The sequence below is a fragment of the Sphingobium xenophagum NBRC 107872 genome, from assembly GCF_000367345.1.
GTDB classification, from domain to species: Bacteria; Pseudomonadota; Alphaproteobacteria; order Sphingomonadales; family Sphingomonadaceae; genus Sphingobium; species Sphingobium xenophagum.
Genome location: NZ_BARE01000008.1, coordinates 97,543 through 122,431 on the forward strand (window position 1 = coordinate 97,543; position 24,889 = coordinate 122,431).

Annotated in this window: 27 protein-coding genes and 1 tRNA gene; 6 read left to right on the forward strand and 22 right to left on the reverse strand. The window is 63.8% G+C overall.

Going from position 1 to position 24,889, the window contains the following annotated elements; all coding sequences use genetic code 11:
• Positions 1-12: 12 nt before the first annotated feature.
• From SX1_RS05215 to SX1_RS05225, 3 genes are all read left to right on the forward strand, one after another.
• Positions 13-1,254: an SAM-dependent methyltransferase gene (locus SX1_RS05215; RefSeq protein WP_019052212.1), complete on the forward strand. Its 1,242-nt coding sequence runs from the start codon at positions 13-15 to the stop codon at positions 1,252-1,254.
• A 110-nt stretch (positions 1,255-1,364) separates the two neighbouring features.
• Positions 1,365-1,655, forward strand: coding sequence for a hypothetical protein (locus tag SX1_RS05220; protein ID WP_017181135.1), 291 nt, complete (start codon positions 1,365-1,367; stop codon positions 1,653-1,655).
• A gap of 100 nt (positions 1,656-1,755) precedes the next feature.
• The gene (locus tag SX1_RS05225) at positions 1,756-2,031 is read left to right on the forward strand and encodes a DUF3297 family protein (protein WP_017181134.1); all 276 of its coding nucleotides are present in this window, start codon (positions 1,756-1,758) and stop codon (positions 2,029-2,031) included.
• A gap of 24 nt (positions 2,032-2,055) precedes the next feature.
• Here the strand turns inward: SX1_RS05225 and SX1_RS05230 are convergent, their stop codons facing one another.
• The 4 genes from SX1_RS05230 to SX1_RS05245 all read right to left on the reverse strand — a co-directional run bounded on the left by SX1_RS05230 (position 2,056) and on the right by SX1_RS05245 (position 5,127).
• A complete protein-coding gene (locus SX1_RS05230; RefSeq protein ID WP_026149528.1) occupies positions 2,056-2,808 on the reverse strand; it encodes a CHAP domain-containing protein in 753 nt (250 codons plus the stop codon).
• Positions 2,809-2,885: 77 nt separating this feature from the next.
• Positions 2,886-3,428 carry a CHAP domain-containing protein gene (locus SX1_RS05235; protein ID WP_026149529.1) on the reverse strand — a complete coding sequence of 181 codons (543 nt, stop codon included), beginning with the start codon at positions 3,426-3,428 and terminating at the stop codon, positions 2,886-2,888.
• A 109-nt stretch (positions 3,429-3,537) separates the two neighbouring features.
• Complete coding sequence (gene recF, locus SX1_RS05240; RefSeq protein ID WP_019052216.1) at positions 3,538-4,611, reverse strand: DNA replication/repair protein RecF; 1,074 nt, start codon at positions 4,609-4,611, stop codon at positions 3,538-3,540.
• Positions 4,612-4,650: 39 nt separating this feature from the next.
• Positions 4,651-5,127 carry a hypothetical protein gene (locus SX1_RS05245; protein WP_019052217.1) on the reverse strand — a complete coding sequence of 159 codons (477 nt, stop codon included), beginning with the start codon at positions 5,125-5,127 and terminating at the stop codon, positions 4,651-4,653.
• A 102-nt stretch (positions 5,128-5,229) separates the two neighbouring features.
• On the opposite strand from SX1_RS05245, the gene SX1_RS05250 reads away from it, so the two are divergent.
• Complete coding sequence (locus SX1_RS05250; RefSeq protein WP_026002055.1) at positions 5,230-5,619, forward strand: VOC family protein; 390 nt, start codon at positions 5,230-5,232, stop codon at positions 5,617-5,619.
• 23 nt (positions 5,620-5,642) lie between these two features.
• A complete protein-coding gene (locus SX1_RS05255; RefSeq protein ID WP_017181128.1) occupies positions 5,643-6,176 on the forward strand; it encodes a peroxiredoxin in 534 nt (177 codons plus the stop codon).
• 103 nt (positions 6,177-6,279) lie between these two features.
• Here SX1_RS05255 and SX1_RS05260 read toward each other — a convergent pair whose 3' ends face one another.
• Entirely contained in the window at positions 6,280-6,669 is a 390-nt protein-coding gene (locus SX1_RS05260) for a gamma-glutamylcyclotransferase family protein (RefSeq protein ID WP_019052220.1), read from the reverse strand.
• Positions 6,670-7,009: 340 nt separating this feature from the next.
• Here SX1_RS05260 and SX1_RS05270 point away from each other — a divergent pair, with 340 nt between their 5' ends.
• Positions 7,010-7,195: a PspC domain-containing protein gene (locus SX1_RS05270; protein ID WP_019052222.1), complete on the forward strand. Its 186-nt coding sequence runs from the start codon at positions 7,010-7,012 to the stop codon at positions 7,193-7,195.
• Between the two features lie 324 nt (positions 7,196-7,519).
• On the opposite strand, the gene SX1_RS05280 is transcribed toward SX1_RS05270, so the two are convergent.
• From SX1_RS05280 to hisD, 17 genes are all read right to left on the reverse strand, one after another.
• Positions 7,520-8,257: a DUF72 domain-containing protein gene (locus tag SX1_RS05280; protein WP_019052223.1), complete on the reverse strand. Its 738-nt coding sequence runs from the start codon at positions 8,255-8,257 to the stop codon at positions 7,520-7,522.
• Positions 8,258-8,291: 34 nt separating this feature from the next.
• Complete coding sequence (locus SX1_RS05285) at positions 8,292-8,963, reverse strand: peptidylprolyl isomerase (RefSeq protein ID WP_019052224.1); 672 nt, start codon at positions 8,961-8,963, stop codon at positions 8,292-8,294.
• Positions 8,964-9,082: 119 nt separating this feature from the next.
• Positions 9,083-9,158 (reverse strand) — tRNA-Phe (locus SX1_RS05290).
• Positions 9,159-9,206: 48 nt separating this feature from the next.
• Complete coding sequence (locus tag SX1_RS05295; protein WP_019052225.1) at positions 9,207-9,401, reverse strand: DNA gyrase inhibitor YacG; 195 nt, start codon at positions 9,399-9,401, stop codon at positions 9,207-9,209.
• A complete protein-coding gene (locus SX1_RS05300) occupies positions 9,391-10,380 on the reverse strand; it encodes a hypothetical protein (protein WP_019052226.1) in 990 nt (329 codons plus the stop codon). Before SX1_RS05300 ends, SX1_RS05295 begins: the two co-directional genes overlap by 11 nt.
• Before the next feature lie 8 nt (positions 10,381-10,388).
• A complete protein-coding gene (locus SX1_RS05305; RefSeq protein ID WP_019052227.1) occupies positions 10,389-10,961 on the reverse strand; it encodes a Maf family protein in 573 nt (190 codons plus the stop codon).
• Between the two features lie 20 nt (positions 10,962-10,981).
• Positions 10,982-11,200 (reverse strand): translation initiation factor IF-1, encoded by a 219-nt coding sequence (gene infA / locus SX1_RS05310; protein WP_003049127.1) that lies wholly within the window; start codon positions 11,198-11,200, stop codon positions 10,982-10,984.
• A gap of 63 nt (positions 11,201-11,263) precedes the next feature.
• Positions 11,264-12,547 (reverse strand): adenosylmethionine--8-amino-7-oxononanoate transaminase, encoded by a 1,284-nt coding sequence (locus SX1_RS05315; protein WP_019052228.1) that lies wholly within the window; start codon positions 12,545-12,547, stop codon positions 11,264-11,266.
• A 52-nt stretch (positions 12,548-12,599) separates the two neighbouring features.
• A complete protein-coding gene (locus tag SX1_RS05320; protein ID WP_019052229.1) occupies positions 12,600-14,648 on the reverse strand; it encodes a M13 family metallopeptidase in 2,049 nt (682 codons plus the stop codon).
• A 101-nt stretch (positions 14,649-14,749) separates the two neighbouring features.
• Positions 14,750-15,382 (reverse strand): dethiobiotin synthase, encoded by a 633-nt coding sequence (bioD, locus tag SX1_RS05325; protein WP_019052230.1) that lies wholly within the window; start codon positions 15,380-15,382, stop codon positions 14,750-14,752.
• Complete coding sequence (locus SX1_RS05330) at positions 15,379-16,503, reverse strand: 8-amino-7-oxononanoate synthase (RefSeq protein WP_017181116.1); 1,125 nt, start codon at positions 16,501-16,503, stop codon at positions 15,379-15,381. Before SX1_RS05330 ends, bioD begins: the two co-directional genes overlap by 4 nt.
• Positions 16,504-16,754: 251 nt before the next feature.
• Positions 16,755-17,435 (reverse strand): DUF2490 domain-containing protein, encoded by a 681-nt coding sequence (locus tag SX1_RS05335; protein WP_019052231.1) that lies wholly within the window; start codon positions 17,433-17,435, stop codon positions 16,755-16,757.
• A 113-nt stretch (positions 17,436-17,548) separates the two neighbouring features.
• The gene (locus SX1_RS05340; RefSeq protein ID WP_019052232.1) at positions 17,549-19,507 is read right to left on the reverse strand and encodes an alpha/beta hydrolase family protein; all 1,959 of its coding nucleotides are present in this window, start codon (positions 19,505-19,507) and stop codon (positions 17,549-17,551) included.
• A gap of 98 nt (positions 19,508-19,605) precedes the next feature.
• Positions 19,606-21,732: a sodium-translocating pyrophosphatase gene (locus SX1_RS05345; protein ID WP_019052233.1), complete on the reverse strand. Its 2,127-nt coding sequence runs from the start codon at positions 21,730-21,732 to the stop codon at positions 19,606-19,608.
• A gap of 218 nt (positions 21,733-21,950) precedes the next feature.
• On the reverse strand, positions 21,951-22,865 hold the full coding sequence (thiL, locus tag SX1_RS05350) for a thiamine-phosphate kinase (RefSeq protein ID WP_019052234.1): 915 nt from the start codon (positions 22,863-22,865) through the stop codon (positions 21,951-21,953).
• Positions 22,866-22,979: 114 nt separating this feature from the next.
• Positions 22,980-23,426, reverse strand: coding sequence for a transcription antitermination factor NusB (gene nusB / locus SX1_RS05355; RefSeq protein ID WP_019052235.1), 447 nt, complete (start codon positions 23,424-23,426; stop codon positions 22,980-22,982).
• A 93-nt stretch (positions 23,427-23,519) separates the two neighbouring features.
• Positions 23,520-24,809: a histidinol dehydrogenase gene (hisD, locus tag SX1_RS05360; protein WP_019052236.1), complete on the reverse strand. Its 1,290-nt coding sequence runs from the start codon at positions 24,807-24,809 to the stop codon at positions 23,520-23,522.
• Positions 24,810-24,889: the final 80 nt, after the last annotated feature.

Consider the following 24,889-nt stretch of genomic DNA (forward strand, 5'->3'; position numbering starts at 1 on the left):
CAAGGTATCGTCATGACACTGTTCGAGCGAATATTGCGACGGTTGGTCACCCGTGGCCAATTGACCATTTTTACCCCAGATGGCGCGCATTTCACCGTCGGAAAAGCCGATCCGGCCTTTCCCGATCTGGCGTTGCGGTTGCAGGATAAAAGGGTCGTCTTCGACATTGTGCGCGATCCGCGACTGGGCATGGCCGAAGCCTATATCGACGGGCGGGTGACGATCGAGGGTGGCGGCATCATGGAGTTCCTCTCCATGGTCCGCGCCAATAATCCATGGGAAAGCGGCCGTTCCATCGACGCAAAGAATGTGCTGGCGCGCGGCCTTGGCACCGTCCGGCAAAAATTGTGGCGCGCCAATCACAAGGCGCGGGCAAAGGCCAATGTCGCCCATCATTATGACCTGTCCGCCGCGCTCTACGCCCTCTTCCTCGACCGCGACCGTCAATATAGCTGCGCCTATTGGCCCGACGCGGACAATGAAGCGGGCATCAGCCTGGATCAGGCACAGGAGGACAAGAAGGCCCATATCGCCGCCAAGCTGCTGCTCAAACCGGGGATGCGGGTGCTGGATATCGGCTGTGGCTGGGGCGGTATGGCGCTCTACCTGCACCGCACCTGCGGCGTCGATGTGACGGGCATCACCCTGTCGGAAGAACAGCTCAAGATCGCACGGCAGCGGGCGGCCGACGCGGGGGTTTCAGACCATGTCCGCTTCGAACTGATCGACTATCGCGACATGACCGGCCCGTTCGACCGAATCGTGTCGGTCGGCATGTTCGAACATGTCGGCACGGCCCATTACCGCACCTTCTTCAACACATGCCATGATCTGCTGACACCGGACGGGGTGATGCTGGTCCACACGATCGGCCGCATGGGCGGGCCGGGCACCACCGACGCCTTCACCCAGAAATATATCTTCCCCGGCGGCTACATCCCGGCCCTGTCGGAAATGGTGGCCGGCAGCGAGGGTACGCGGCTGATGGTTACGGATGTGGAGGTGCTGCGCATCCATTATGGCCTGACCATCCGCCAATGGTACAAGCGAGCGATGGCCCGCCGGGCGGATATCATCGCGCTGTACGACGAACGGTTTTTTCGCCTCTGGACCTTCTATCTGGCGGGCGCGGCGACGGTGTTCGAACATGGCGGCATGGTCAATTACCAGGTTCAATATGCCCGCAACCGGCGCACTCTGCCGATCACCCGCGATTATATGCAGGAAACGGAAGCCGCGCTTCAGGGCCGCTGACTGGCTGAACCGCCGCTAAATGGCGCGTTCGCGGACGGTTCAGTCGGCTTGAGCCATTGTCCCCTCATGGTCCTGCCTCTGGAGCGGCGGGGCAGTGAGGAGAGCAGGATATGAACATCATCTGGAAAGGTGCCGCGGCGCTTGGCCTGACCGTGGCGGGGCTGAGCATGGCAGTCCCGGCGCAGGCACAATATCATGGCGGCTATCGTGACGGCTGGCGCGGCGACCGTGGGCACCACTGGAACAATGGCCGGTGGGACAATCGCCGCCACTGGCGCGGCCATCGGCGCGACTGGCGCGACAATCGCCGCTATTATCGTGGCTATCGCCAGCGCTGCTGGACCGAATGGCGCTACGACTATTATCGCCGCCGCGACGTGCGCGTGCGCATCTGCCGCTAATGGCATGACCAGCCAGCAACCCGTCGCCAACCGGAGGCGGGTTGCAGCATCGCGGGCAAACGGCTAGGCGCGGGCGCAACATTGCAGGAAGCATATGACCATGAGCGATACGCCCCCCGATCATCTTTCCACCAACCCGCGCAGCCCGCATTTTGACATGGACGTCCTTCAGCGCGGGATCGGCATTCGCTTCAAGGGACGCGAACGCAATGATGTCGAGGAATATTCGATTTCCGAAGGCTGGATTCGCGTCGCCGCCGGCAAGACTCGCGACCGCCACGGCAATCCGCTGACGATCAAGCTGAGCGGCCCGGTCGAAGCCTGGTTCCAGAACCCAGCGGAACCGTCCGAAGAGAAATCCGCCGACGCCGAGTGACCGGCATCGGCGCATTAGCGTCGGTCAGTTCAGCCTCGTTTCCCGCTTCACATCGGCGATGATCGCGCTCAGCGTCCGTTGCGATGGGGTGCTGTCGGCATATTCGACGATGAAGGGGTCGGTCTCCAATTTCGGCGCGGCCTTGCGCGCCGTCGCCTTGGCCTGTGCCATTTTCGGCGCCGCTGGCTGACCGCGCGTATAAGTTGGCGTACTGCGCGACGGCGTCACTCCGGCAGGCAGGCGTACATCGTCCCACTGGTCGCGATCGACACGGGCAAAGCGGATGCTGCTGCCCAACGCCGGGTCGGGCGTAAATTCGTGCAGCTTCGCCTTGGCCGGGTAGATGAAGCCGAATGTCGGATTGGTGCGCGCACCCATCTGCGCGGTCGGGCTATGCCACACCCGCACCTGGCTCCAGTCGCCCGCATCCGACACGTCGATCGCCAGCACATCCTCCTCAATCGCGCCCGGCGCTGACCAGTTGGCATGGCGGATCAGCACGCGCCGGTCGTCCAGCACGCGGCTGACCACGGCGACATGCCCCAATGTCATCGGCCCGACTGGCCGAAAGGCCAGCACAGCACCCTTTTTCGGCTCATGCCCGCGCTGATACTGCGCCGCTGCCTGGTCCCACCAGGTCAGCGCGTCGCCGCGAATTTCCACCCCTGACACAATGCGCGCGTAAGGCACGCATTGCAATGCGCTCGCACCCAACAGGGGCGCCGCGCTCAGACCAGACAGCAGGCACATTGCCGCCCAGCGTAACTGTCGAACCATATGCGATTCCGAAACCTAAAGAATCGCCCCACCGGGATCGATCCTAGATCGGACCCTTTATGAAGAGGTTAAGCCGTTCAGAAAGCCGAACGGGCAGCGCCGGTGACACTCGTATCGGTGACGGCGTCAGCCATGGCGACCTGCACCGGCTGTTCGATGTCCTTGGGCTGGTCGGCATAGATGAAGCCGTTTGCCGGATTGGAGCGCAGCCCCAGATTGCCGATCGGGCCATACCATACGCGGACATCCGACCAGTCATTGTTGGCGGACACGTCCACGGCGCGGACATCGCGTTCGATACCGCCGCGATAGGACCAGTTGGCATGGGTCAGCAGCACTTCGCGCGGGCTGACCACCTTGCTCACCATCGCGACATGACCGACCGGCATGGCGCGGCTGGAGGCGAAGGACAGGACAGCGCCGACACGCGGTTCATGACCGCGATCATAACGGCCCCGCGCCTGGTCCCACCAGGTATTTGCATTGCCGTGGAGCTGGATGCCCGACACCTGACGAGCAAACGGAACGCATTGCAGAACACCAGCGGTCGCAGGCGTAACGATCAGGAAAGAGAGCGCAAGCATAGCAGCGGCGATAAGCCGTTGAAAACTAACGATCATGCGAATGCGACCCCGACTTTTGATTCAGGCTTTTGCCCCGTTGAGATGCTTTAGGGCAGAGCCAGGGCGCGTTGAAAAGTGCCGGGCGACGAGTCGTTGCGGTGGCGGGTTATATTGCGGAACGAAAAACATGACCCGCCGTTACTGTCAGCCGGGTTGCAGATGATAATTCGTTGAAAAGGCTAGATTCCGTGCCTGTCATCCATACCTGCCCGCCCGTATGTTCCAATCGGTCGAACAAGGCGGCCCGTCGCGACGGGTCGAGATGCGCGGCCACTTCATCGAGCAACAGCACGGGCGGTTGGCCGCGATGCGCGGCGACCAGCGTGGCATGAGCCAGCAGGATCGACAGCAGCAAAGCCTTTTGCTCACCGGTCGAACACAGGGCGGCTGGCTGGCCCTTGGCGATGTGGAGCACTGACAGGTCGTGCCGGTGTGGCCCGGACAAGGTGCGACCCGCCGCCGCATCGCGCCGCCTTTCCCGCGCCAGCCGTTCGGCCAGGGGCAGGTCGCTGCCATCCTCCTCGCTTTCTATCGCGATCATCGGACGGGCAAAGGGTGCGTCGGGCTGCCCCGCCAGGGCCAGGTTCAGCCGCGCGACCAGATCGCTGCGCGCTGCCGCCAGCGCCGCGCCATGCTCGCCCATCTGTGCCTCCAGTGCGCTCAGCCAGGCCGGATCGGCCCGGCGCTGGTCGGCGAGCAGTCGGTTGCGCGCCCGCATCGCTGCATCATAACGCGCGCTGTGGGTGGCATGGGCTGGATGCAGCGCCAGCGTCAATCGGTCCAGAAAACGCCGCCGCCCGCCGGGACTGTCCAGAAACAGCCGGTCCATCGCCGGGGTCAGCCATACGATCGACAGATGGTCGGCCAGTGCATTGGCCGATGATGCTACCCCGCCAATCCGCACCTGCCGCCGGTCGGGCGTCGCAGCGACCACGCCGGTGCCCAGCACGACCCCATCCACCTCTGCCGCGATGCCAAATCCGCCCGGCCCGTCCTGCCGCGCCATGGCCCGCAACGCCGCGCCGCGCAGCCCGCGTCCGGGCGCCAGCATCGACACCGCCTCCAATATATTGGTCTTGCCCGCGCCATTGTCGCCGGTCAGCAGGATGAAGCCATGATCGGGCACGATCAGCGCGTCCGCATGATTGCGGAAATCGCTCAGGGTCAGGCGGCCGATCATCGTCCGGCTGTAGCCCGGTCCATCGCCATGGGAAAGCGTTTAGCAGCGCTTGCGCGTCACCGCCGCTCCGTCATTGACGATCGTCAGCGTCGCACCGTCCGCCGCCGGTTGCAGCGTCAACGTGCGGGTCCAGCTTTGACCTTCGCCAGTGAATGCCGCCTTGACCGCGACTTCGCCTTTCGCGCCGGGCGTTACCGCTTCGACCGTGCCGACGCTTTCATGAAAAACCAGCTGGTCGGGCAGGATGTTCAGTTCCAGATCGGCCGCCCTGTCCCCGCACTGATTGCTCACCCCGGTCCAGCGACCCTGTAGATCGATCGGAATCTTCCCCGATGTCGCCTGGTCGGGCGATGGTGTTGGCGCCGTGACGTTGGCTGGCGGCGGCGCTTCCGGCGCAGGCTCGATCGGAGCATTGATATTGGCCACGACGCCGGGTTGCGATGTCTGCTTGTCGGCAGGCTTGTCGCAGGCAGCAAGGGCGATCACCGGCAGCAGGGCAAGGGCAGGGCGCATCATGCAAGAACCGGCGAAACGCCCGGCGGTTCCTGTCTCCTGCCGTGACGGACCTTTGCGGCCATGCTATCCTCCGGCCCGATCATGAAGGAAGGAAAGCATGGCATGCCGGTGCTGGGAATGGGCGGACTATTTTTTCGCGCGCATGATCCGGATGCGCTCAACGCCTGGTATCGCACGCATCTGGGCGTGGGTGCGGGCTGCGTGTCCGATCCCGACGCCCAGCCTGACGAATGGACCTGGCGAACATTGGGCGGACCGATGGTGTTTGCCGCGTTCAAGGCCGACAGCGATTATTTTGCCGCGGACAAGGCGTTCATGATCAATCTGCGCGTGTCCGATCTCGATTCCCTTCTGACCGGCTTGCGGGATGCGGGTATTGCCGTCATCACCAATGCGGAATGGGATCATCCCGATGTCGGGCGTTTTGCCCGCATTCATGATCCCGAAGGCAATGCCATCGAATTGTGGGAGCCGCCCGCGCCCGCCGCCTGACCGTCCGTTTAAGGAGCCTGATGATGAAGCGTCTAACCTTGTTGCTTGCCGCCGCCGCGACCCTGCTGGGATCGAGCGGGGCCATGGCTGCCCTTGCCGTCGGGGCCAAGGCACCCGATTTCACCACGCGCGGTGCGCAGGCGGGCAAGACTTTTACCCTGACCCTGTCGCATCAGTTGAAGCGCGGCCCTGTCGTCCTCTATTTCTTCCCAAAGGCGTTCACGCCGGGCTGTTCGGCCGAAGCGCGCGAATTTGCCGAGAATATCGACAAGTTCAAGGCAGCCGGCGCGACCGTCATCGGCATGTCGGCAGACCCCGTTGATGATCTGGTGGCGTTTTCGACCAAGGAATGCGCGGGCAAGTTCGCCGTTGCTTCGGCCGGGCCGGGGATCGTGTCGGGCTATGACGTCGCGCTCAAGATGCGGCCGGGCATGACCGACCGTACCTCCTATGTCATCGCCCCGTCTGGCCGGATCGCTTTCGTCCATTCGGAAATGAACTATGCCGAACATGTCAAATCCACGCTGGCGGCGGTGCAGGCGATGAAGCAGAAATAGGCGGACCCTGCTGACACCCGTTCGCGCGCGCCTGCCAAAAGACAGTCCTTTCCTTCGCGAAGGGGATAAGGCGTCGACCAGCGCAGGGCGAACGGGTGCCGGACTATCCGGCCAGAAAATCCCCACTCGCAATCCGCTCCAGCCCGGTCACGTCGCGCGTGTAAATATAGGTCCAGGCCTCGATAGGGCCATCGGGGGTCTGCACCGTCACCTTCTCCCGCCGATATTCATGCGGTTCGGGGAAATGCACGGTACATTGCTCATATTCGTCCAGTCGGGCGAGTAGCGCTGCCGTGTCGGGCAGGGCGAACAGATGACCTATCACCTCGCCTGCATCATCGGGGACGAATCCGGGATAGGTTTCCACCCGATATAGCGAGCCGCGCGCCGTGGCCAAACCGACGGCGGGGGCCATGCTGCGCAGCCAACGCGCCATCGGCCCGTCGAAGCCGGGGCGCAACGTGCCATAGACGAAAAGCAAGGGGCTGCTCATGCCGCTCCTGTGAAAATTATACCGATAAACGGGAAATTTCCCCAACTGATGGAAATGAACGCGGACGAACCTGCCGGCATGGCGCCTGAAAATCGCGAATTTCCGGGGAAAAGTGAAACTGGCACGGCTCCTGCAATCCTGTTTGGCATCAAGGCCGGATCATCCGACCAGCCAAAAATCAGGGAGTTTCTACCATGTCCATCGCCAAGGTCCACAACGCCGCCGTCGCTCTTGTCGGCGCTTTCCTCGTCGCCAGCCTGTTCGTCAGCGCTGCCGTGCCGGTCCTGCCGATCGCCTAATCGACCCGTATTTTCAACTGCATTACCAGAAGGCCAGATTCATGAACAACAGCTTCACCCTCGACCGTCGCCACGGCAAGATCATGGGCGTGTGCGCGGGCTTGTGCAACCGCACGGGAATTGACGTCACGCTGATCCGCGTCGCCACTGTGTTGCTGACGCTCTGCGCACTCGGCCCGGTCGGTGTTGTGGCTTATCTGCTGGCTGGCTGGCTTGCTGAAGGCTGAGCCAACGCCAAGTTGGATCACAGTCGTTCCATAATAAAAGAGCCGCCCCGGCATTGGCCCTGGGCGGCTTTTTAATATCCCGACGAGTCGGGGTAGAGATGAGCGCGGATAGCGCTCAGGCGTAAAGCACCGAATAGAAGGTCAGCATCTGCACGCCAACCGCAACCACCAGCGCAGCGCCCTGAAAAGCCTGTCGCATATTTAACTCCAATATGATCGTTCATTGCCGCCCCATATGGGCGGACCGGGCCTATGCGCCCGTCATGATTTTGTAACAATCGCAAAGCACGGCATTTCGATTGCAACAAATGCAACAGACTGTGACTATATGGCCGCACTCAGCGCCAGCGCCGCCGCGGGATTGCGCACCTTCGCGCCACTGATGAAGAAGGCAAAGGCATCGCCTGCCGCGGCCTGCGTCCGCAACCGTTCCGCCCAGTCCGTCAGCGCCGCCGCGCTATAGCCCGTGCTTTCGTCCTCCAATGTCTGCATCAGCCGCGTGTAGGAAAAGCCGACATCGGCACCCCGGATCGCCGGATAGGTCTCATGATCCGCCAGCACGATCGCCGCTCCCGCGTCCCGCGCCATTGCCAGAAAGGCCGGATCGTCAAAACTGGCGTGCCGCACTTCCAGCGCGTGGCGCAGCGGCACGCCATCGACGCTGGCGGGAAGTAGCTTCAGGAACGCGCCGAAATCGTCGGGATCGAACGCCTTGGTCGGCATGAACTGCCACAAGATCGGACCCAGCCGGTCGCCCAGTTCGGCGATGCCTTGCCCGACAAACTTGCCGACCGATTCGCCCGCTTCCGCCAGCACCCGCCTGTTGGTGCAGTAGCGCGAAGCCTTGACCGCGAACTGGAAGCCGTCCGGGACCGCCTTCGCCCAACCCGCGAACGTCGCCGGTTTCTGCGTGCTGTAATAGGTCGCGTTAATCTCGGTCGCCGTCAGATGTTGCCCGACATAGGCCAGTTCATCCTTCTGCCGCAGCCCGGCGGGATAGAAAGTCCCGCGCCACGGCTCGAACACCCAGCCGCCAATGCCGATCCTGATCCGTCCCGCCATCCCGGCCTCCCGCGCAACATTGCGCTACCTATGTCTATCTCACTGTCGGCCTTTTCAACCCGATCAGCCACGGCTTAACCCCGCGCGTCGGTTTCGGCTTCCCGTCGATCCGCCGCGCTCGCAGGATTTTTACGGGCTTTATGATCATCTGCCCCCGCATCGGTCCGGTTCCGCAACAGGTCGGCACCGCCAATATCTTTTTGACCACGTCCATCCCGCCGACGACATGGCCGAACGCGGCATAGCCGATAGATCCTTCGCGCGCATCCATCGTTGGGGTCGCGCCGATGGTGATGAAGAAATTGCCCATCGCCGAATTGGTCCGATTGGGCCGCGCCATGGACAAGGTGGCGTCCAGGTGGCGAATCCCGGTCTGGCTGGTCGGCTCATGCACCACCGGCGGCAGCGATCGCCGCACGTCCATATCGATCCCGCCCTGGATCAGTCCTTGTTTCGGATCGCTCTTGCGCCGCGCCGCACGATAGAAGGTCACGCCATCGAACCGTCCGTCATCCACATAGGTCAGGAAGTTGGCCGACGTCCGCGGCGCGCGCTTCGTATCGAGTGCCACGGTGATCGTCCCCACCGACGTCTCGATCGCCACCCGGATATAGCCGGGCGTCGCTCGGGTTGCGGGCGCCGCACTGGCAAAGCTGGACGAAAGCAGGACCGACAAAATAGCAAGACAACGGGCAAACAGACGCATCGACGGACAAGCACTCGCGGCAGGAGGGGGGCAAGCCCAAGGCTAAAGCCGCCGCATGGTCAGCGCAATCGCCCACTGCCATATCGGCCGCGGTTGGCGTGATGAAGATGAGGAAAAAATGGTGCCCGGAGACGGATTCGAACCGCCGACACAGCGATTTTCAATCGCTTGCTCTACCAACTGAGCTATCCAGGCACGGCCAACTGCGGATGGCTCCGCCCGATGGAAGCGTGCCTATAGTCGTCAATCTGCGTCGCTGTCTAGCCCATAATCGCTGCTTTTTTGCATCCCTTCGTCTGCCGCTGGCCCGGGCACGCGATAGCCTTCGCCCAGCCATTGCAGCAGGTCGCGGTCGCGGCAGGCGGGGCTGCAAAAAGGGCGGGTTTCGGGCTTTACGGGCTGGCGGCAGACCGGGCAGGCGGCGGCTTTAGGCGACATGACCCGCCCCCAACGCCAGCGTCGCGTCCGCCGTCAGGGTGATCGCACCGCCGCGCCGCTTGGCCAATTGCTCGATCCAGTCACTCTTGCGATGGAGCAGGTCGATGATCGCAGGAGCAGCGGTCAGTGTCACCGCGCCGCCATTGCCGTGCCGCTCCGCCCGGCGCAGCAGCGCCAGTGCCGCCGTCTCGACCGGATCGGCGCGCAGCAGTTCGATAAGATTGGCCCGCTCGCGCTTGCGGATGATCTGGAGGAAGCCAAATCCGTTAACCGCCGTGCGCTCGAACGGTAGCGGCAGATATTTGTCGATCTGCGCCGCGGCGATCATCCGCTCATCCTTGTTGTTCATGGTTGGCAGGTCGATGCCGATCGACCCGGAAAGTCCCATGCGGCGAATCGTCTGCGCCGCGATCTTGGCGCCCTTGGGACCAAGCTGGGCAGGTGGCAGCGACCCGTCAACGTCGATCAGCAGCATGGCTGGCGTAACGTAAAGACGCAGCGCGGCGGCTTCCGTGCCGACATCTCCACTGATCGCCTCTTCCATCAATTCGGTCCAGCCAACCGCTTCCAGCCGGTCCTCCTCATGCGCGGGGCAGGGGACGACGGGGACGCCGGTGGCGCGCAGCCGTTGCAGCAGGCTTGGCCCGGCATGCGGCTTGCTGCCTGGTTGCGCGATCCGGCCCTTGGCGCGCTTGGGACGGCCTTCTTCAGGGATAGCCTCGCGCAATATTTCGACCAGCACGGTCGACCCTTCCGACGTGCGCGGCGGCATTGGTTCGATCAGCACCTCTTCCTGGCTTGTCAGCCGGACAATGCCGCGCTTCTTGGGGATGAGCGTCTGGGTCAGGCGCCCTTGCGCTACCGCGCCTGCGCGCACGCCACCAGTTTCCCGCTCGATCAGCGCCTCGACCAGGCGACCATTTTCCACGAGCGCGGCACGGGATTCGCCAATGCCTTCTTCATAAAGCCATTCGGCCATGTCTATTCCTAATCGAGAGCATAGCCCGCCGCCTTCAACAGCGTACGGGTTTCGTAAAGCGGCAGGCCCATGATCGCGCTGTGGCTGCCCTGAATTGCGCGGATCAGGCCAGCAGCGCGACCCTGTATGGCATAGCCGCCCGCCTTGCCCCGCCATTCTTCGCTGGCAATATAGCGGTCGATCTCGCTGCGTTCCAGCGGCTTGAAGGTAACGATATTGGTCGACAGGCGATGCCGTGCGTGCCCCGTTGCGTCGATCAGCGTGATCGCGCTCAGCACGCGATGTCGCCGCCCGGACAGCAAGGTGAGGCAGGCGCGCGCCTCCTCTGCCGTTTCCGCCTTGGGCAATATGCGCCGACCGGCGGCAACGACCGTGTCGCCTGACAGGATCAACGCGCCCGGATGCCGCGCCGCGACAATCGCTGCCTTGTCCGCGGCAACCCGCGCGGCATAGACTGACGGCAATTCCGCCTTGCGCGGCGTTTCGTCGCAATCGGCGGGGTCTACCTCATCGGGCGCAACGCCGATCTGCCCCAGCAGCGCCAGGCGCCGTGGGGAAGCGGAAGCAAGAATGAGCCGCATCGGGCCTGACACCCGTTGGCTTATTTGAAGCGGTAGGTGATCCGACCCTTGGTCAGGTCGTAGGGCGTGAGTTCGACCAGCACCTCGTCCCCCACGAGGACGCGGATGCGGTTCTTGCGCATTTTACCAGCGGTATGGCCGAGGATCTCATGATCATTCTCAAGCCGGACGCGGAACATGGCGTTGGGGAGAAGCTCCACAACCTGTCCGCGCATTTCAAGCAGTTCTTCTTTGGCCATAATATCCCGAATTCAAAAAATCGCGTCGCCATAGCGCCAATTCATGCAAAATGAAAGGCGGCTTCATGCGCTGAAATGATCGCCTGCTGCGACGAGTGCGGCAAAGATGCGATCCAGCTGCTGTTCGTCGACACAATAGGGCGGCATCAGATAGATGGTGTTGCCCAATGGCCGCAGCAAGAGGCCATGTTGCAGGAAGAAGGCGCGAAGCCGTGGCGCGAGGTCGGACAGATAGCCCGCATCCGGTGTGACGATGTCGATCGCCGCGATCGTACCCAGCTGGCGCGGATTGGCGAAGGCGGGATGCTGCGCCAAGGAAGCGAGCCGCGTCGTGATGCCATCGGCCAGCGCAGCGAGTCGCCCACGCACATCCTCTTCGCGCCAGATGGCGAGATTTGCCACGGCAGCGGCGCAGGCGATGGCGTTGGCGGTGTAGCTGGACGAATGGTAGAAGAGCCGGGCGCGGTCGGTCGATCTGTGTGCCTTAAAAATGCGGGCTGTCGCCAGTGTCGCGGCGAGCGGGATCGCGCCGCCGGTTATGCCCTTCGCCACCGCCATAATGTCCGGCACTACTCCCGCCTGTTCGCAGGCGAACAGCGTGCCGGTGCGGCCCCAGCCGGTCATGACTTCGTCAGCGATGAACAGCACGTCGTGGCGACGACAGATGGCGGCCATGTCGCGCAGCACATGCGGCGGATAGAGCAGCATTCCGCCCGCACCCAGGATCAGCGGCTCGACGATGAAGGCCGCTGGCTTGTCGCGGCAGGCCGCTTCCAGCGCGTCGAGGCTGGCCTGCTCCTTGCTAGGCGCAGGGAAGGGAATGGTGCCGACATCGAACAACAATGGCGTCCAGGCGGCATTATAGACACCGCGTTCGCCCACCGACATCGTGCCGATCGTGTCGCCATGATAGCCATGTTCCAGCACCAGGATGCGGCTGCGCGCCTGCGCCTGTCCATCGAGCGCCAGATTGTGCCAATAGCCCAGCGCCATCTTGAGCGCGACTTCGACCGCCGTTGAGCCGCTGTCGGAAAAAAAGACGTAAGCCAGCGGGTCGCTATCGGGCGATCGTGGCGCGATCTCTATCAATTCGCGGGCGACTGTTTCGGCCGGTTCATGGGTGTAACCGGCAAAAATCAGCTGATCGAGTTGCCCGGCCTGCTGTGCGATGGCGGTGGCGATGCGCGGATGGCAATGGCCATGGGTCGTCACCCACCAGCTCGAAATCGCGTCGATCAGACTGCTGCCATCGGCCAGATGCAGCAACGCCCCTTCGGCGCGCACGACATGGGGGATCGGCTCGTTCAGGCCATGCTGGGTGAAGGGGTGCCAGACGGGGGAGGTCATATGGCGCGGCTTTAGGCCAAGCCCTTGCCCATGACCATCCCCCGTGCGGCCCTTACCAGATCTTCACCCGATCTTCCGGCTTCAGGCTCAGCTTGCCGTCGGGTGCAGGCTTGAAGGCGTCATACCAGGCGTCGAAATTGCGCACGATGTCGGCGCGATACTGTGACGGGGCGTGGGGATCGGTAACCAGTCGCTGGCGCAGGTTCGCCTCCCGATAGTTGCGCCGCCATACCTGCGCCCAGCCCAGAAAGAAGCGCTGGTCGCCGGTCATGCCGTCAATCACCGGGGCCGGCTTGCCGCCCAGCGAAGCATGATAGGCGTCGAGTGCGACCGCGAGGCCACCCAGATCGCCGATATTCTCGCCCAGCGTGAAAGCACCCTTCACATGCACGCCGGGGAAGGGTTCATAGGCGTCATATTGCTTGACCAACTTGTCGGTCAGCCCCTTGAACTTGGCGACATCGGCTTCGGTCCACCACTGGTTGAGCTTGCCGGTCTCGTCATATTTCGCGCCCTGATCGTCGAAATGATGGCTCAATTCATGGCCGATCACCGCGCCGATGCCGCCATAATTGACTGCCGGGTCGGCATGGGGATCAAAGAAGGGCGGTTGCAGGATGGCGGCGGGGAAGACGATCTCGACCATGCCGAAATTGGCGTAGGCGTTGATCTCCATCGGGGTCATGCCCCATTCCCAGCGATAGATGGGCTTGCCCAGCTTGCCGATATTATAGTCGAAATCAAACTGGTTGGCGCGCATCGCATTGCCCAGCAGATCGTCACGCTGGATGGTCAGGCCCGTATAATCGCGCCACTTGTCGGGATAGCCGATCTTGGGGGTGAAGGCGGCCAGCTTCTTGTGCGCGCGCGCCTTGGCGGTGTCGCTCATCCATGGCAGGCCGTCGATGCGGCGGCCCATGGCGGCGAGCACATTTTTGACCAGGACGTCCATCGCCGCCTTGGTTTCCGGCGGGAAATATTGCGCGACATAGACTTTGCCGACTTCTTCGCCGAGCGAATCCTTGAGGAAATCGACGCCCCGCTTCCAGCGCGCCTCACGTTCCGGCGTGCCGGACAGGGTCGTGCCGTAAAAGGCGAAGTCGGCGTTGGCGATGCTGTCGGGCAGCTTGTCGGCATAGGCGTGCAGGCTGCGCAGCAACAACGCGTCCTTCAAAACGCCGATCGGCGCCTTGGCGATCAGCGCGGCCTCGCCAGTAATGGCGGACGGCTGGGCGACGAGCAGTTCTGTCGGGGTCAGGCCGTTGGCCTTGAAATAGGCGGCAAAGTCGAAGCCGGGTGCGGCCTTTTGCAGCGCGGCCAGCGTCAGCTTGTTATAGGTCTTGTCCGCGTCGCGGCTGTCGATCTGGGTCCAGTGAACCTTGGCGATCTCCGTTTCGAACGCCATCAGCGCGGCGGCGCGCGCCTTGGCGTCGCTTTCGCCCGCCAGTGTCAGCATATTCTCCAGATGCGCGACATAGGCGGCGCGGATCTTGGCCATTTCCGGCTTTTCATCCAGATAAAAGTCGCGGTCGGGAAGGCCGAGGCCGCCCTGGCTCATGGAGAGGATATAGGTTTCGGGGTCTTTATCGTCCTGCCCGACATAGAAGCGGAACGGGCCGCTGATCCCCGCGCGGGCGGCCTTGGCGGCGACAAGGGCGTAGCCGGCCTTGTCCTTCACGCCCTTGATTTCGCCCAGCCAGGGCTTGATCGGGGCCAGCCCCTTGGCCTCTACCGCGGCGGTGTCCAGATAGCTGGCATAGGCCGCGCCGATCTTGCTGTCGGGATCGTCCTTGGCCGTTTCCAGGATCGCGCGGGTGCGGGCGCGCGACAGTTCGTCCAGTGTGTTGAACGCGCCATAGTTGGATTTGTCGGCGGGAATGGGGGTGTTCTTCGCCCATGTGCCGTTGGCGTGGAGGTAGAAATCATCGCCGGGCTTGACCGACGGGTCCATGCCTGCGGCGTCGAAGCCGTAGCTGCCATAAGTCGGCTTGGCGGTGGCGGTGGCGGGGGTCGCGGTCGAGGGGGCAGGCTGTTGCGCGTGCGCGATAGCGGCGGTCAGCGCCAGCGCGGAGGCGGCGGCGCGCAGGAAAAGGTGTTTCATCAAAGCATCCCTTGCTTGGCAGTAGGCGCAACGTAGCGCGCCCGGCATGACGGGACGTTGAACGCCTGTCCAACAGTCCTGTCCATGTCGTTGGTCGAATATTATCGGCCGTTGAAAGGATCGGAAAGCCGGATGTGGCTGGCGAACGCGGCGGCCAGCGTGGCGGGGTTCAGCGGATCGAGCAAGGGCAGGCGGCCAAGGCTGCGGACATTGGCCAGCTGCGGGATGATCCGTTCATTTTCCTTATGCGGTTCGCCGATGAAGGCGATGCCCGCGATCGGCACGTTGCGGGCGCGAAGCGCTTCGATGCTGAGCAGGCTGTGGTTGATCGTGCCGAGTGCGGTGCGGGCGCACAGGATGACGGGCTGACCCCAATGGGCGAACAGATCGGCCATCAGCAGTTGTTCGTTGACCGGCACCAGCAGGCCGCCAGCGCCCTCTATGACCAGCGGTCCATCGACCTGCGGCAGGGCGAGTCGGTCGAGCGAGATTTCAACCCCGTCGATCCGGGCGGCGAGATGGGGGGAGGCGGGGGTATTGAGGCGATAGGCTTCGGGCAGGATGTGGCTGGCGGGCAGGCCGGACAGGCGGGCAACCTCCTCCTTGTCGCCGTCGGGTTCCACGCCGGCCTGGATCGGTTTCCAGTAATGTGCGCCCAGCGCCGCCGCCAGGCCAGCGGCGAACACGGTCTTGCCAATGCCGGTGTCGGTGCCGGTGACGACATGGATGCTCATCGCACGATCCTTTGCAATTCGCGGCCCAGCGCGGCGATGTCGGCGCGGCTGACGTTTAGCGTCAGCGAGATGCGCAGGCGGCTGGTGCCGGGCGGGACGGTGGGCGGGCGGATGCCGCGCACGTCGAAGCCGGCTTCCTGCAGGGCGGCGGCGGCGGCCATGGTGCGGGCGTCGTCGCCCAATATGACCGGCACGATCTGGCTGCGCGGGGTGGGCAGGCCGAGCGGGCCGCAGATCGATTCGGCGGCGTCCTGCCGCAACGTCGCCAGCCGGTCACGCAGGTCGTCCGCTTCCTCGATCCGGTCCAATGCCGCGGACACGGCGACCGTCATCAGCGGCGATGGCGCGGTGGAGAAGATGAAGGCGCGGGCGCGGTTGATGAGATAGTCGATATGGATGCGCTGGCCGCAGATCAGCGCGCCCTCGACGCCCATCGCCTTGCCGCAGGTGTGCAGGGTGATGACATTGTGCAGCCCGTCGAGCCCGGCAGACAGGCCGCGCCCGCCCGGACCGAATACGCCGGTGCCATGGGCTTCGTCCAGGATCAGCATGCCGTGATGCCTGGCCGCCAATTTGGCGAGATCGGCGAGCGGGGCAATGTCGCCATCCATGGAGTAGAGTGTTTCGACCGCGATCCAGATGCGCCCCTTTCCCCCTTCTGCGCGGAAGGCGGCGATCAGGTCGGCAAAGCTCTGCACGTCATTATGGCGGGCGAACACGGCGGTCGCCTTGCTCATGCGGATGCCGTCATGGGCGCTGGCGTGGATCAGTTCATCGGCAACGATCAGGTCGCCGCGCTGGGGCAGGGTGGCGAACAGGGCCAGATTGGCGACATAGCCATTGGCGACGAACAGGGTGGCCTGGGTGCGGAAGAAATCGGCGGCCTTCGCCTCCAGCCCTTCATGTTCGGGGGCATTGCCGCGCAGCAGTCGCGATCCGCCGGACCCGACCGGCACGCCGCGCCCGATCGCGTCGGCAACAGCGCCTGCAATGATCGGATCGCCCGACAGGCCGAGATAGTCGTTGGAAGCGAAATCGCGGCCCGTCCGGGGGATCAGACGGCGCAACCGGCCACGCGATTCGAGCGCGACCAGCTGTCTGGCAAAGGGTTCGGCGGTCATGGCCGGGGCTATAGGCGCGGGGGCGGAACTTCGCAAACTTCGCCCATATTCATATATGCAAATTTCAGGCGAAACCTTGCGCGGCCCCCGGCGCGGCGGCGGGGGTGAAACGGACGATAGGAAAGAGCGGGACGGGCGGAACTGTAACAGACGGGGGTGGTGTAGGACAGGGCGACCCTTAAACGCCGATCGTCAAGGCAGATTGATGTCGCCGTGAAACGGAGGTCGGGCGTCTTGCCCAGAATCATCGCCTAGAAGCTGAACCCCAGCGACACAGACGCGACATGGTCATTGCTGTCGTCGGCCGACGGGCGGAAGCCGTGCTGGTGGAGATAGCCGATTTCCATATTCACATTTTTGGCGAGCGGCGTGGTGATGGCGATCAGATTGCGCATCCGTTCTTCGCCCTGGACCCGCTGGAAATTGGTCTTGTTGAGATCGAAGAAGCTTTCATGGCTGAGCACCAGCGCGGTCTTTTTGCCGTCCTGAAACGGCAGCACGAACTTCACATAGGGACGCAGGCGATAGGCCGTTCCATCGACGCCGTCGCGCCAGCGCTCCTCCATCCGCATCCGCGCGCTGAGCGTGCCGCGACCGATTTTCAGAATATTGTCGGCGGTGATCTGCTGGCGGCCGCGATGCTCCATGACGGTGAAGTCGCCCCCTGCATATTGCGGGTCATGGGTATAGCCCGCCCATAGCGTCACCTGCTTGCCGATCTTGTAGCCGACCAGCGTATTGGATTCGACTTCATACAGCCCCTTGCGGTCATCACTGAAGCGCAGGACGACTTCCTGCGACAGCCGCCATTTGTCGCCCAGCTTCACCGTCGCATTGGCAGTGGTCCATAATTGTTCATCCTCGCTGGCGTGGGCGGCATTGGGCAGTGCCAGCGTAGCAAGCAGGGGCAGAAGCAAAAGGGACAGGCGCATGGGTCATCGTCTCCACCGCCTGCGTGGCGGTGCGGCGCCTCTATGACCGTTACGTTACAATGTGGTGACTGAAAAATTGCGGTTTTGTGACACAATGTTGCCAGACGAGGCTGTCACGCCGGGTTATGGGCTTTCAAAAAGGCGTCCATCTGTTCGAGAAACTCCAGCCGGTCCGCTTCGCGGGAAAAATGATGATCGGCCAGCGGCTGTTCGACATAGATATAGTCGCGCCCCTCGACCTTGCCTGCGGCCTTGAGCTTTTCGGCCATTTCGCGGGACTGATTGACCTGAACGCGCCGGTCCTTCTTTCCGTGCATCAGCAGGATGGGCGTGGCAAACTGGCTGGCAAAATGGACTGGCGAGACCGACGCGAAATCGGGAGCCTGTTCCTTCAGCCAGTCCTGGCGCGTGCTATGGTTGAGGAAGCGACGATCATAGCGCATCATCGCCGCCAGGTCCGATACCCCGGCGTAAGAGACGGCGCAGCGATATTTCGCCGGATCGCGCTGGGCCGCGCGCATGGCGGCATAACCGCCATAGGAAGCGCCCACCATGCAGACGCGTTTGGGATCGGCAATGCCTTGCTTGACCGCCCAGTCGACCGCATCGTTCAGGTCGTCCTGCATGGCAAGGCCCCATTGCCCTTCGCCCTTTTCCGCAAAGGCGGTGCCATAGCCCGATGACCCGCGATAATTGGGTTGCAGCACGGCATAGCCGCGCCAGGCGAGGAACTGCACCCACCAGTCCCAATCTTCGCTGTCACGGGCGAACGGGCCGCCATGGGGCATCAGGATGAGCGGCAGATCCTTCGCCGCCGATCCGACCGGCAGGGTCAGGACGGCGGCGATGTCCAGCCCGTCACGCGCCTTGTAGTGGATGGTCTTGACCGGGCCGAGATGGGTTTTCGTACTGAACCGGCCGCTGACCTTGGACAACAGGCTCATCGCGCCCGCGTTGGTATCATAATAATAATAGGCGCCCGGCTGATCGGCCGAGCCGACATGGACGATCATCCTTTGCCGGTCGCGGCTGAGCGATATGATGCGCGCGCGCCGATCGGGGACTGCCTTGTCCAGATCCGCCTGAATTTTGGCGAGAGTGGCGTCGAACCAATGGACCGACGGCCCGTTTGCGGTGTAGGCCACACCGGCCAGCGCCATTCCGCTGCTGTCGGTCGATATGCTGCCTATGTCGAAACCCGGAGCGGAAAAAATCTTCTTCCCCAACTCCAGCGTGGTCAGGTCCAGTTCGTAGAGGGCATCGGTGCCCTCGCGATCATCTTCTGCAATCGCCTTGTTCGGATCTGCGGTAAAAAGCAGTGGCGAGACAAGGGATTCGCCACGGCGCCGATCGGCGCGATCGATCGTTCGGAACGATGCTTTCCCGTCCGGTCGATAGACAAGTTTCGCCGTTCGCGTCGCATCACTATAGCCCACGCCCATGCGAACCGTGCCGGCTGCGTCGGCAAACCAGCTGCGCACGAACGTTTTCGGGGCGACGACGCTGTGCATCCGTCCGGTGCTGACGTCAATTTCATCGACCCTTGGCCAGAAACCCGGCTCGTCGTAAAAAATGGAGGTCTGGTAGGAGAGCATGATGCGCGGCGTGCCGTCGCGCGCCATCCAGATGACATCGTCGGCATTTTGCGCAGCGTCCTTTTTCGCCAGCAGGATCACCTTGCTGCCGTCACGTTTTATGCTGACGACGCGGCTGATATACCAGGGCGTCCCCTGCACATTGCTTTCAGCGCCCACGCCAGCAATCAGCCAGTCGTCATTGACCCATTGCCACCAGTTGAGGTCGTTGTCGCTCAACCCTATCGATCGGATACGGTCGGCCCCTTCATGAACGTCGGCGATGACGAGTCGCTGTTCGCCGTTCACCGCCACGCGGCTGGCGATATGCAGGCCGTTGGGCGACAGGGCCGGCGCATCCATGAGCGGCAGCGCGGCGAAATCCTTAAGCGTGTAGGCCGGTGCGGCGGTCTGGGCCGGAGCAACCGGGGCGTCGGTCTGCGCCAGCGCCGCGAAAGGCAGGGCGCTGCTCGCCAGCCATGTGAAAAACGCTTTCATTCCTATGCCCCCGAAACGACCAACCCCGCCCTGGGAAATAGGGCGGGGTTGGCGCTTCGTCACGATATTTTTGTTATCGTTTCAGTCCGTTGTGGGGACTACATGCCCCCATGCGCCAGCGCAGCCAGCAGCAGCAGCGCGACGATGTTGGTGATCTTGATCATCGGGTTGACCGCCGGGCCAGCGGTGTCCTTGTAGGGATCACCCACCGTGTCGCCGGTGACAGCGGCCTTATGGGCTTCGCTGCCCTTGCCGCCATGATGGCCATCCTCGATATATTTCTTCGCATTGTCCCATGCGCCGCCGCCACTGGTCATGGAGATGGCGACGAACAGGCCCGACACGATGACGCCCAGCAGCAGCGCGCCAAGGGCGGCAAAGCCGTTGGAGACGCCCGCGACGGCGGCGATGACGAAATAGACGATGATGGGCGCAAGGACGGGCAGGAGCGAGGGGACGATCATTTCCTTGATCGCCGCCTTCGTCACCAGATCGACCGTGCGGGCATAGTCGGGCTTGCTGGTGCCGTCCATGATGCCCTTGTTTTCCGCAAATTGCGCGCGGACGTCCTTGACCACGTCACCGGCGGCGCGGCCCACGGCGGTCATGCCCATCGCTCCGAACAGATAGGGGAGCAAAGCGCCCAGCAGCAGCCCGACGATCACATAGGGATTGGAGAGGCTGAAATCGACCGGGGCGGTAAGGCCCAGCGCCGAATTGTAGAATTTCAGATCCTCCGTATAGGCGCCGAACAGCACCAGCGCGGCCAGCCCCGCCGAGCCGATGGCATAGCCCTTCGTCACCGCCTTGGTCGTGTTACCCACAGCGTCGAGCGCGTCGGTCTTGACCCGGACGCTGTCATCGAGATGCGCCATTTCGGCAATGCCGCCGGCATTGTCGGTGACAGGGCCATAGGCATCGAGCGCCACGACCATCCCGGCAAGCGCCAGCATGGCGGTTGCGGCAAAGGCGATGCCGATCAGGCCCGCCAGCTGATGGGCGACGATGATGCCCGCGACGATCACCAGCGTAGGCAAGGCAGTCGATTCCAGGCTGACGGCCAGACCCTGAATGACGTTGGTGCCATGGCCGGTTTCGGACGCCTTGGCGATGGAGCGGACCGGGCGATAATTGGTGCCGGTATAATATTCGGTGATGACGACGAGCAGCCCGGTGACGGCCAGCCCGACCATCATCGACCAGAACAGGTCCATGCCGGTATAGCCGCCGACCCCGTCCAGATCCGCGCCGAACACTGCGTTCATGTCGCCCAGCGTGCGCCAGCTGACATAATAGATGGCCGGGATGGAAAGGATCGCGGTGACCCAGAAGCCCTTGTAGAGCGCACCCATGATCGACTGGCTGGACCCCAGCCGCACGAAATAGGTGCCGATGATGGAGGTGATGATGCACACCCCGCCCACGATCAGCGGGAGCGACATCAGGCTCATCTTGAAGGCATTGTCGACGCCTGCGACCAGCAGCGCGATCAGCACCATGGTCGCGCCGACGGTGACGACATAGGTTTCGAACAGGTCGGCGGCCATGCCCGCGCAATCGCCGACATTGTCACCGACATTGTCGGCGATGACGGCGGGGTTGCGTGGGTCGTCTTCCGGTATGCCGGCTTCGACCTTGCCCACCAGATCCGCGCCGACATCGGCGGCCTTGGTAAAGATGCCGCCGCCAAGGCGGGCGAAGATGGAGATGAGCGACGCGCCGAACGCCAGCGCGACGAGGCTGTCGATGACGAGGCGATCGTCGGGCGCATGGCCGGCCGGGCCGGTCAGATACCAGAAGAACAGGCTGATCGCGAGCAGGGCAAGGCCCGCCACGAGCATGCCGGTGATGGCCCCGGCGCGGAAGGCGACGGTAAGGCCGCTTTGCAGCGTGCCGCGACAGGCTTCAGCGGTGCGGACATTGGCGCGCACCGAAATATTCATGCCGATAAAGCCCGCCGCACCCGACAGGACCGCGCCGATCAGGAAACCGACCGCCGAAGTCAGCCCCAGAAAATAGAATACCAGCAGCGCGACGACCGCGCCGACAATGGCGATGGTGGTATATTGGCGGCCCAGATAGGCTTTCGCCCCTTCCTGAATGGCGGCGGCGATCGATTGCATGGTGGCGTTGCCCGCAGGCGCATTGAGCACCTGCCGGCTGGTGAACAGGCCGTAGAGCACGGCCAGCAGGCCGCACCCTATGGCGATGATGACGATTGGCATAGACGTTCCTCTCCCCCGTTTATGACTTTCATCGGCCGCTCCGCAGGGAATGACGGGCGAACGAAGGGCGCATAGGCGGGCGGCCGGACGGAGGGGGTCCGACATCTGGCACCGCGTCAATCAGCAACAGGCACACGCACATAAGCGGTCCAACCGGGCTGAGAATAGGGTGAGATGAAGCTACAGACCCGGCAGCGCGCGTCAAGCGGGTTGGGGGACTATCCGTGTTCCCAGCCAAGTGTGGCCGGTAATGGCACGGTTGCGCCGTCGATCATGAGGGTCAGGCCCGTCCCGGCACTGACATGGCCGATGCGGATGGCGCGGACGGGGGGCGTTTCGCCGCGCGGCAGGGTGAAGAGCAGTTCATAGTCGTCCCCGGCCTGGGCCGCGGCGATCTGCACCGCGGTGCTGGCCCCGCGCACGCTCTCCAGCGCGGGGGACAAGGGGATATGGTCGATGGTGATGGCGACGCCGCTGGCCTGCGCCATCCGCTGCGCGTCGATCAGCAGGCCGTCCGACAGGTCCATCATCGCGCTGGCCAGCGGGGCGATCAGCGCGCCTTCGGACAGGCGGGGACGGGGGCGGCGATAGGCGTCGACCAGCGGGCCGGACGCGCCGGGATCGGCACGGGCAAGGGTGAGGCCGATGCCTGCGTCGCCGACCGGGCCAGTGACATAGAGCATGTCGCCCGGCTGCGCGCCGTCGCGGGTGGGGATGGGGCAGCCTGCCTCGCCGATCGCGGTCAGCGTGTAGCTGCGTGGCGCGCCATCGGGCATCTTGACCGTATCGCCGCCCAGCAGCGGCAGGCCATGGCGGTCAAGCGCGTCGCCCAGCCCGTCGAGAAAGGCGGCGTCCCACGCTTCGTCGCCCGACAGCGCATAGTTGAGCAGGCAGCCGACCGGCCGTGCGCCCTTGGCCGCGAGGTCGGACAGGTTCACGGCGGCGAGTTTCCAGCCAATGTCGGCGGGCGGATCGGTGGGGAGATAATGGACCCCCTCCACCATCGTGTCGCTGGTGAGGATGAGTTTCGTGTCGCCGACCGGCAGGATCGCGACGTCGTCCATCAACCCCTGCGCGGCGGGATGGTTGGCCAGCAGGCGCAGCAGGTCGAGGAAGCGGGATTCGGCGGACATGGCTATACCCTACCGTTCGGGCTGAGCGAAGTCGAAGCCCTACATCGAGCGCAGCGAGATGCCTTCGACTTCGCTCAGGCGCGCCCTTCGACTTCGCTCAGGGCGAACGGAGCTTTACTTACGCGCGTCCTTGGCCACGGCATCCAGCAAGCCGTTCACGAAGCCGGACTCGCGCTTGTCGTAGAAGGCGTGGGCGACATCGACATATTCGCTGATGATCGTCGCGGTCGCGATGTCGGCACGGGCCAGCAGTTCATAGGTGCCCGCGCGCAGGATCTGGCGCATCGGCTTGTCGAGCCGTTCAAGGCTCCAGAGGCTCGACAGGCGGGCGACGATCAGCGCGTCGATCTCGTCCCGGCGCTTGTCCACGCCGGACACGATATCATCGAAAAACGGCTCCTCCGCCGGGGCGTAGGTGACATCCTCGATCGTGGCGCCCAGGCGGTGGGCATGGAATTCGTGCAGCAGGACATGGACGGGCGTACCCTCCATTTCGAGCTGGTACAGCGCCTGGACCGCGGCAAGGCGCGCGGCGGAGCGGGATTTGGAGCGTGCTTTCATAATGTCTTCCTTAGCCGTTCGGGCTGAGCTTGTCGAAGCGGCTTCGCCTTCGGCTCTGCCCAGCCCTTCGACTTCGCTCAGGGCGAACGGAATTTATGTTAAACGGAGAGATATTGACGCCGCGTGCGCTGGCAGGCCTTCGGCTTCGGCCAGCGCCACAGCAGCCGGGCCGATCGCGCGGATCGCGGCATCGTCGAGGCTGAGGAAGCTGGTGCGTTTCATGAAGTCCAGCACCGACAGGCCCGACGAGAAGCGCGCGCGGCGGCCCGTGGGCAGGACGTGGTTCGGCCCGGCGACATAATCGCCGACCGCTTCGGGCGTCATGCGACCCAGGAAAACCGATCCGGCGTGCCGTACCTTGGCGAACAGCGCGTCGGGATCGTCCACCGCGAGTTCGAGATGTTCGGCGGCGAGGCGGTTGACCAGCGGCATCGCCTCTTCAAAATCGCGCACGATGATGATCGCGCCATTGGCGGTCCAGCTGGCGCGGGCGACCTTTTCCGTGGCGAGTTGGCCAAGCCGCCCGTCGACCGCGCGATCGACCGCATCGGCAAAGGCCGCGTCATCGGTAAACAGGATCGACTGGCTGGTCGGGTCATGTTCCGACTGGCTGAGCAAATCGGCGGCGATCCAGTCGGGATTATTCCTGCCGTCCGCGACGACGACGATTTCCGAAGGCCCGGCGACCATGTCGATGCCGACCACGCCGTAAAGCTGGCGCTTGGCTTCGGCGACCCAGGCATTGCCGGGTCCGGTGATGACGTCCACCGGCGCGATCCGGTCCGTGCCATAAGCCAGCGCGGCAATGGCCTGCGCCCCGCCGACGCGCCAGATTTCCTCTATCCCCGCAATCTGCGCGGCGGCCAGCACCAGCGGGTTGATCTCCCCATTGGGAGTGGGCGTGACCATCGCGATGCGCTGCACGCCCGCGACCTTGGCCGGGATGACGTTCATCAGCAGCGAACTGGGATAGGCGGCGCGCCCGCCCGGTACATAGAGGCCCGCTGCGTCGACCGCGCTCCAGCGCGCGCCCAGGCGCACGCCCGCGCTGTCCACGCCGTCGCTGTCCACGGGCCGCTGCTTTTCATGATAGGCGGTGATGCGCGCGGCGGCGAGTTCGAGCGCGTCGCGCAGCGGGGTCGAGAGCGTGTCGAGCGCGGCGCGGGTTTCCGCCGCCGTCACGGCCCATCCGGTGACGTTCAGGTCATGATGGTCGAAGCGCTGCGTATAGTCGGCCAGCGCCGCGTCCCCGTTCGCGCGCACGGCCTTCAATATGGCGGTCACGTCGCGCGAGACATCTTCATCGGCTTCGCGGCGCGCGTCGACCAAGTTGGTGAAGGCGGCGGCGAAATCGGGCGCGGTGGTGGTGAGGCGCTGGGTCATGGCTGCTCAAATCCTCCCCTGCTAGGGGAGGTGGCAGGGCGTAGCCCTGACGGAGGGGTGTTGCCCTCACGATAAGGCGA